This window comes from Pedobacter frigiditerrae (assembly GCF_004331645.1).
Taxonomy (GTDB): Bacteria; Bacteroidota; Bacteroidia; order Sphingobacteriales; family Sphingobacteriaceae; genus Pedobacter; species Pedobacter frigiditerrae.
Genome location: NZ_SJSK01000004.1, coordinates 583,631 through 590,472, shown reverse-complemented (window position 1 = coordinate 590,472; position 6,842 = coordinate 583,631). Strand labels below are relative to the sequence as shown.

Genomic DNA, 6,842 nt, shown 5'->3' with positions numbered 1-6,842 from the left:
AAGCTGGCGACAGCACAGTCGAGTGATACTAATAACCCGAGGCTTTCAAGAGCAACACGTTGTTTGCTCTTCAAAATTGACTTCTTTCAATAATATGTCATTCTGGGAATGGACCATGTCCGCCCATTAAAGATATTCAGGTGCCTATATCGGCGGTGTCCACCTCTTCCCATTCCGAACAGAGAAGTTAAGCCCGCCAGAGCCGATGGTACTGCAGTAACATGTGGGAGAGTAGGTCGGTGCCAGATCCTAAAGATTGCCCCGTCACGAAAGTGGCGGGGCATTTCTGTTTTATGGGCGCACGACAAGGGGGATAAAACGGAACACTTTACCTACGCTAATGATAAGCCATACGTAAGCTGCTAAACAGCATATTTTCAAAAAACAAGAACAATCTACACAAGAACTTTTCCCCAATATCTTTGTTATAATTACAAATAAACTAATACTAAGCGGGACAGAATACTTATCTTTGTGCCTTAAATATAAAACGATGAAAATCAATTTTGGATCAAGAAAGGAAGTATTAATACATATTGAAAAATATATGCTTAAAATGATGCCCACCTATTTGAAACCTATCGATACCAACTGGCAACCATCTGATTTTTTGCCAGACTCTACTAAGGATTCTTTTTATCAGGATATAAAAATATTAAGGGAAAATGCAAAAGACCTTTCTTATGATTTGGTTGCTGTTTTAATTGGCGATACAATAACAGAGGAGGCACTACCTACATATGAATCTTGGTTAATGATGATGGATGGTATTTCACGCGATGAAGAAAGCGGATGGGTTAAATGGAATCGTCATTGGACTGGTGAAGAAAATCGTCATGGTGATCTGCTGAATAAATATTTATATTTATCTGGTCGCGTTGATATGCGCCAAATGGAAATTTCTACGCAGTATTTAATTGCTGATGGATTTGATATTGGTACAGGTCATGATCCCTACCGCAATTTTGTCTATACAAGTTTCCAAGAATTAGCTACAAATATCTCACACAGAAGGGTTGCTTCATTAGCGAAAAAAGATGGAGATACATTGCTCTCTAAAATGTGCGGTGTAATTGCATCTGATGAAGCTCGTCATGCAAAGGCTTATAAAGATTTTATGTCTAAGATATTTGAAGTAGATCCTAGTGAAGCCATGATTGCCTTTGAAGATATGATGCGTAAGAAAATTGTTATGCCTGCCCATTTTTTGCGTGAAATGGGAATGAAAATTGGGCAAACATTTGGTCACTTTACGGATGCTGCACAGAGATTAGGCGTTTATACAGCAGTTGATTATGTTGAGATCATGCAATCCCTAATTGAAGAGTGGAAAATTGATAGTTTGCAAGAATTAAATGAAGCTGGAGAAAAAGCAAGAGATTATGTAATGAATCTTCCAGATCGTTTATTACGTGTAGCAGATAGAATGAAAAATCCAACAATGGATTATAAATTTAGTTGGATTCATTCTTAATTTATATATATTATTAAAGGAAAAGCTTCGATATTCGAGGCTTTTCCTTTTAATGAGCTTTACATATTTCTTCTATATTGTCCACCAACTTCATAAAGCGCTTTACTAATTTGTCCTAGAGAACAAATTTTACAAACCTCCATTAACTCCTCAAAGATATTATCTCCAGCAATTGCCGTTTTTTGGAGCTTCAATAACGCTTGTTCAGTTTTTTGTTCATTTCTATTTTGAAAAGCCTTTAGAGCTTTGATTTGATACTGTTTCTCTTCCTCAGTAGCTCTTATTACTTCTCCAGGAACAATTGTAGGTGAACCATTTTTATTTAGGAATGTATTTACACCAACGATTGGAAACTCACCATTATGCTTTAACGTTTCGTAGTATAAGCTTTCTTCTTGTATTTTTCCACGTTGATACATGGTTTCCATAGCTCCTAAAACGCCGCCACGGTCATTAATTCGTTTAAATTCGAGTAAAACAGCTTCCTCAACTAAATCTGTTAAATCTTCAATAATGAAAGCGCCTTGTAATGGGTTTTCATTTTTTGCTAAACCTAATTCCCTGTTAATGATTAATTGAATGGCCATCGCCCTGCGTACAGATTCCTCGGTTGGCGTTGTTATCGCTTCGTCATAGGCATTTGTATGCAATGAATTACAATTATCGTAAATCGCATACAATGCTTGTAGTGTAGTTCTTATATCATTGAAATCAATTTCTTGAGCATGTAACGATCGTCCGGAAGTTTGAATATGATATTTTAACTTTTGAGAACGGTCATTCCCTTTGTATTTATTTTTGATTGCTTTGGCCCAAATTCTCCGAGCTACACGACCAATAACAGCATATTCTGGATCAATACCATTACTGAAGAAAAATGAAAGATTTGGGGCGAAATCATCTATATTCATTCCTCTGCTTAAGTAATATTCTACAAATGTAAAACCATTACTAAGGGTAAATGCTAGTTGAGATATCGGATTTGCTCCAGCTTCGGCTATATGATAACCAGAAATTGATACTGAATAAAAATTCCTTACTTTTTCATCTATAAAATACTTCTGAATATCGCCCATCATTCTTAAGGCGAATTCAGTTGAGAAAATACAAGTATTTTGTGCTTGGTCTTCTTTCAAAATATCTGCTTGAACAGTACCACGAACTGCACTTATTGCATATGTTCTAATTTTAGCATAAACATCTCGAGGCAAAACTTCATCACCAGTTACGCCCAATAACATTAAACCTAGGCCACTATTACCTTGTGGTAAATCTCCTTGGTAAAATGGACGTTCAATGCCTTTTTTCTTGTAGAGGTCTTTAATTTTACTTTCAATCTCTTCTTGTAGTCGATTTTCAATAATGTACTTTTCGCACTGCTGGTCAATAGCGGTATTCATAAAGAAGCCTAATAACATTGGTGCAGGGCCATTTATTGTCATTGAAACAGAAGTTGATGACGCACATAAGTCGAAACCTGAGTAGAGTTTTTTAGCATCATCTAATGTTGCAATGCTAACTCCTGAGTTGCCTATTTTGCCATAAATATCAGGTCGAATGTGAGGGTCTTCGCCATATAAGGTTACGGAATCAAAAGCCGTAGATAAACGATGAGCAGGTTGCCCTAAAGACACGTAATGGAAACGCTTATTAGTTCGTTCTGGACCACCTTCGCCAGCAAACATACGCGTTGGGTCTTCACCTTCACGCTTAAGGGGAAATACACCAGCAGCATAAGGGAATTCTCCAGGAACGTTTTCTGTTAATAACCAACGGAGTATATCTCCCCAATCTTCATACCTAGGTAATGAGATTTTTGGGATTTGAAGTTTCGAAAGTGATTCGTAATATAATGGTTGTTTAATTTCTTTATCACGAACTTTATATACAAAAAACTCTTCCTTATATTTCGCTTTAGTTGTTGGCCATTGGCGTAATAAGCGTTTGCATTCTCCATCCAATTGCTCTTCAATAAAGGTGTAAGCTTGTTTCAAACCATCTCCTATATTTTCGAAATCAGCCGAAAATTCCATTACACCTTGTAGCTGATAGAGTTTTCTAGCTATTTTACATTGCTTATCTACCCATTCGTTATAAGTTTCACTTGCTTCAGCAATTTCCGATAAATACCTAATCCTATCAGGTGGAATAATATAAATTTTCTCTGATTGATTAATAGTAGTCAGCATTGCTGATTTAAAATCAACTCCTGTTTTTTCTTTAATTTCATTAAGTAATGAAACAAATAAATTATTCATTCCAGGGTCGTTAAATTGTGATGCCATTGTTCCAAAAACAGGAATGTCTTCATCCTTGGCATCAAAAATATTGTGATTACGCTTATATTGTTTTCTTACATCACGTAAAGCATCTAAAGCGCCACGTTTGTCGAATTTATTGATGGCAACAAGGTCAGCAAAATCAAGCATATCGATTTTTTCTAATTGAGTTGCAGCACCAAACTCTGGTGTCATTACATAAAGAGAAACATCACAATGCTCTGTGATTTCTGTATCAGATTGCCCGATTCCGGAAGTTTCAACAATGATTAAATCGTACCCTGCTGCTTTGCAGATATCTATGCTTTCTTGAACATTTTTTGAAAGAGCCAAGTTGGCTTGGCGAGTTGCTAATGAGCGCATATAAACCCTTGGGTTATTGATGGCGTTCATTCTAATTCTATCGCCTAACAGCGCACCACCTGTTTTCCTTTTGGAAGGATCTACAGAGATGATGGCTAATGTTTTATCTTTTACTTCAATTAAAAATCGCCTAACTAATTCATCTACCAATGATGATTTACCAGAACCACCGGTTCCTGTGATACCTAAAACTGGAGCTTGATTTTTAAGTGTTAACTTTTTTAGTTCATTAACGAATTGCTGAGCACCTTCTGGGTCATTTTCTGCAACAGTAATTGCTGATGCAATGCTTTTAACCTCTTTATTTGGAATATTCTCTAGTTCTGTAGTTATTTTTTCGGTAGTGATAAAATCTGTTTCCTCCAGCATATTATTTATCATTCCCTGCAAGCCCATTTTACGACCATCATCAGGAGAATAAATCTTTGTAATGCCATAAGTTTGTAGTTCTTCAATTTCTGAAGGAAGTATAACACCACCACCACCACCAAATATTTTGATATGATTTGCACCTCTTTCTTGAAGCAAATCATACATGTATTTAAAATATTCGATATGACCGCCTTGATAAGATGTCATGGCAATACCCTGCACATCTTCTTGAATGGCACAATTTACAACTTCTTCTACCGAGCGATTGTGACCTAAATGTATTACTTCGGCACCAGAAGATTGTAAGATTCTACGCATGATATTTATGGTAGCATCATGGCCATCAAATAATGCTGCTGCAGTAACGAAACGGATTTTATTTTTGGGCTTGTAGACTTGAACTTGTTCCATTTAGGTTTTGTATTTGGTGTACAAAGGTAACAAAAACTAAGGATTGACAATGTTAATAGCTTAATAGATACATACGGTTTTGCTAATTGCAGCTGCAGTTTCTTATACAGGTTTTTGTTGATAAACCTTCAACCTACGGCAGACAGGGATTGAGTGATTAGCCCACAATGTAGCGAAGCGGAATGGGGCCTATAAACAAAAGCAGGACTAACTTTGAATGTTGCCCTGCTTTTGCTTTTCAAAAAAGAAGTATTTTATTGATGTGTAATTTCAGTAATTGGCGAACCAACACTTCCGCTTGGCATTTGAATATGAAGCATGGCGGCTAAAGTAGCTGCAATATCTGTCATGTAATGCGTTTGATTGGTTTTACCTGGCTTTACTTTCCAGCCCATGAATAATAAAGGGATGTGAGAATCATAAGGATACCAAGAGCCGTGAGTGGTACCAGTTGCGCCACCATCGAACCAGTTAGGCTTAGAAATAAAATAAACATCGCCACTGCGACGAGCGTTGTAACCGTTTGTAATTCTCTTTCTTATTTCTTCTGGAATTGTAGAATTATTTAAAATTTCTAAATCTACGGCATCTGCAATACCATTTTGTTTCTTTAAGTATTCTGTTGCAGCTTTTTTAACTAAGGTGAAGTCTACTTTTTTATCTTCGATAAGGCTATGGTCAAAATATACTTGATTGTTTGTTACCGTAATTACAGATTTTGAGAGATTGAATTTTGTATTCATTAAGGTATCCAATCCTTTGCGCAAAGTGGAATTACTAACTGTACCTGAGGGTAATTTATTTTCCTTCATAAAGTTAGGTACATGAGCAACTGCATGGTCTGCAGATAAAAACAGTAGGTAGTTTCCTTTGCCAATTGTTTTATCTAAATAATTAAAGAAATCTTCTAAATCCTTATCTAAACGTAAATAGGTGTCTTCTGCTTCAATTGAGTTTGGACCAAATTGATGGCCAACATAATCTGTAGACGAGCAGCTGATTGCAAGAAAATCAGTATTACCTGTTTGACCCATTTTCTCATTTTGAATAATCAATTTTGAAAAATCAAAAGTTATGGTGTTTCCATAAGGGGTACTTTTAATCATCTCGAAATTCTTGTCGATATACCCTGTTAACTGATGAGGGAAGGTAGGGGTTTCTTCTCCTCTAAACTTACCTTCATAAGGTTTATTATCAGTTGTACTTTGAGTATAGGTTTCAATAGGATAGAGTGTATTCCAGTTTTTTGCAAAATATCTATTTGCTTCTTTTTTGCTATTGTAATCTGTTACCCAAGTTGGTAGAGATTGCATATAATAAGTGCTAGAGATAAAGTTTGCTCCATCAAGCCAGTATGCAGCATTTGCTGAATGCCCAGCTGGTAAAATAGAACCACGATCTTTTATAGATACGCCAATTACTTTACTTTTAAAATTCGTTGCCAATCTAAGTTCGTCTGTAATAGTGGTTACAAGCATGTTTTTTGGCGACATTTCCCCGGCTCTTGAAGAGCTTCCCACTGTTTTTACACTTTTATCTTCTGCACAATATACATCTCTTCCTAATTCTGGGTCGTACCAATTATTGCCAATAATGCCGTTAATGGCAGGAACTGAACCAGTATAAATTGAGGTATGGCCACAAGCTGTGTATGTTGGTGTATATGGAATAAAGGTATTTTCTACAGAGAAACCATCATTTATTAAACGTTTAAATCCACCATTGCTATATCTAGAATAATATCTGTACAGATAATCCCAACGCATTTGGTCGATAACCAAACCTACCACAAGTTTTGGTCTTTCTATATTTGTAGGATAGGTTTTAGTAGTGGATTTTGATTTTTGTTGGGCATTAACATCAGCATAGACTATAGCTAATATTAAAAAAAGTAGGTGTTTAAATTTCATTATGTGCATTTGGTGTAGTAAAAATACTAATTG

General features: G+C 36.0%; 3 protein-coding genes and 1 rRNA gene. 2 read left to right on the top strand and 2 right to left on the bottom strand.

What is annotated here, in order from left to right; all coding sequences use genetic code 11:
• Nucleotides 1-136 precede the first annotated feature (136 nt).
• Nucleotides 137-248: ribosomal RNA gene (gene rrf / locus EZ428_RS17735) — 5S ribosomal RNA — on the top strand.
• Between the two features lie 245 nt (nt 249-493).
• Entirely contained in the window at nt 494-1,474 is a 981-nt protein-coding gene (locus tag EZ428_RS17730) for an acyl-ACP desaturase (RefSeq protein ID WP_131554524.1), read from the top strand.
• A gap of 59 nt (nt 1,475-1,533) precedes the next feature.
• On the opposite strand, the gene EZ428_RS17725 is transcribed toward EZ428_RS17730, so the two are convergent.
• Entirely contained in the window at nt 1,534-4,899 is a 3,366-nt protein-coding gene (locus tag EZ428_RS17725) for a methylmalonyl-CoA mutase family protein (RefSeq protein ID WP_131554523.1), read from the bottom strand.
• A gap of 254 nt (nt 4,900-5,153) precedes the next feature.
• Nucleotides 5,154-6,809 (bottom strand): alkaline phosphatase PafA, encoded by a 1,656-nt coding sequence (gene pafA, locus EZ428_RS17720; protein WP_131554522.1) that lies wholly within the window; start codon nt 6,807-6,809, stop codon nt 5,154-5,156.
• Nucleotides 6,810-6,842 lie beyond the last annotated feature (33 nt).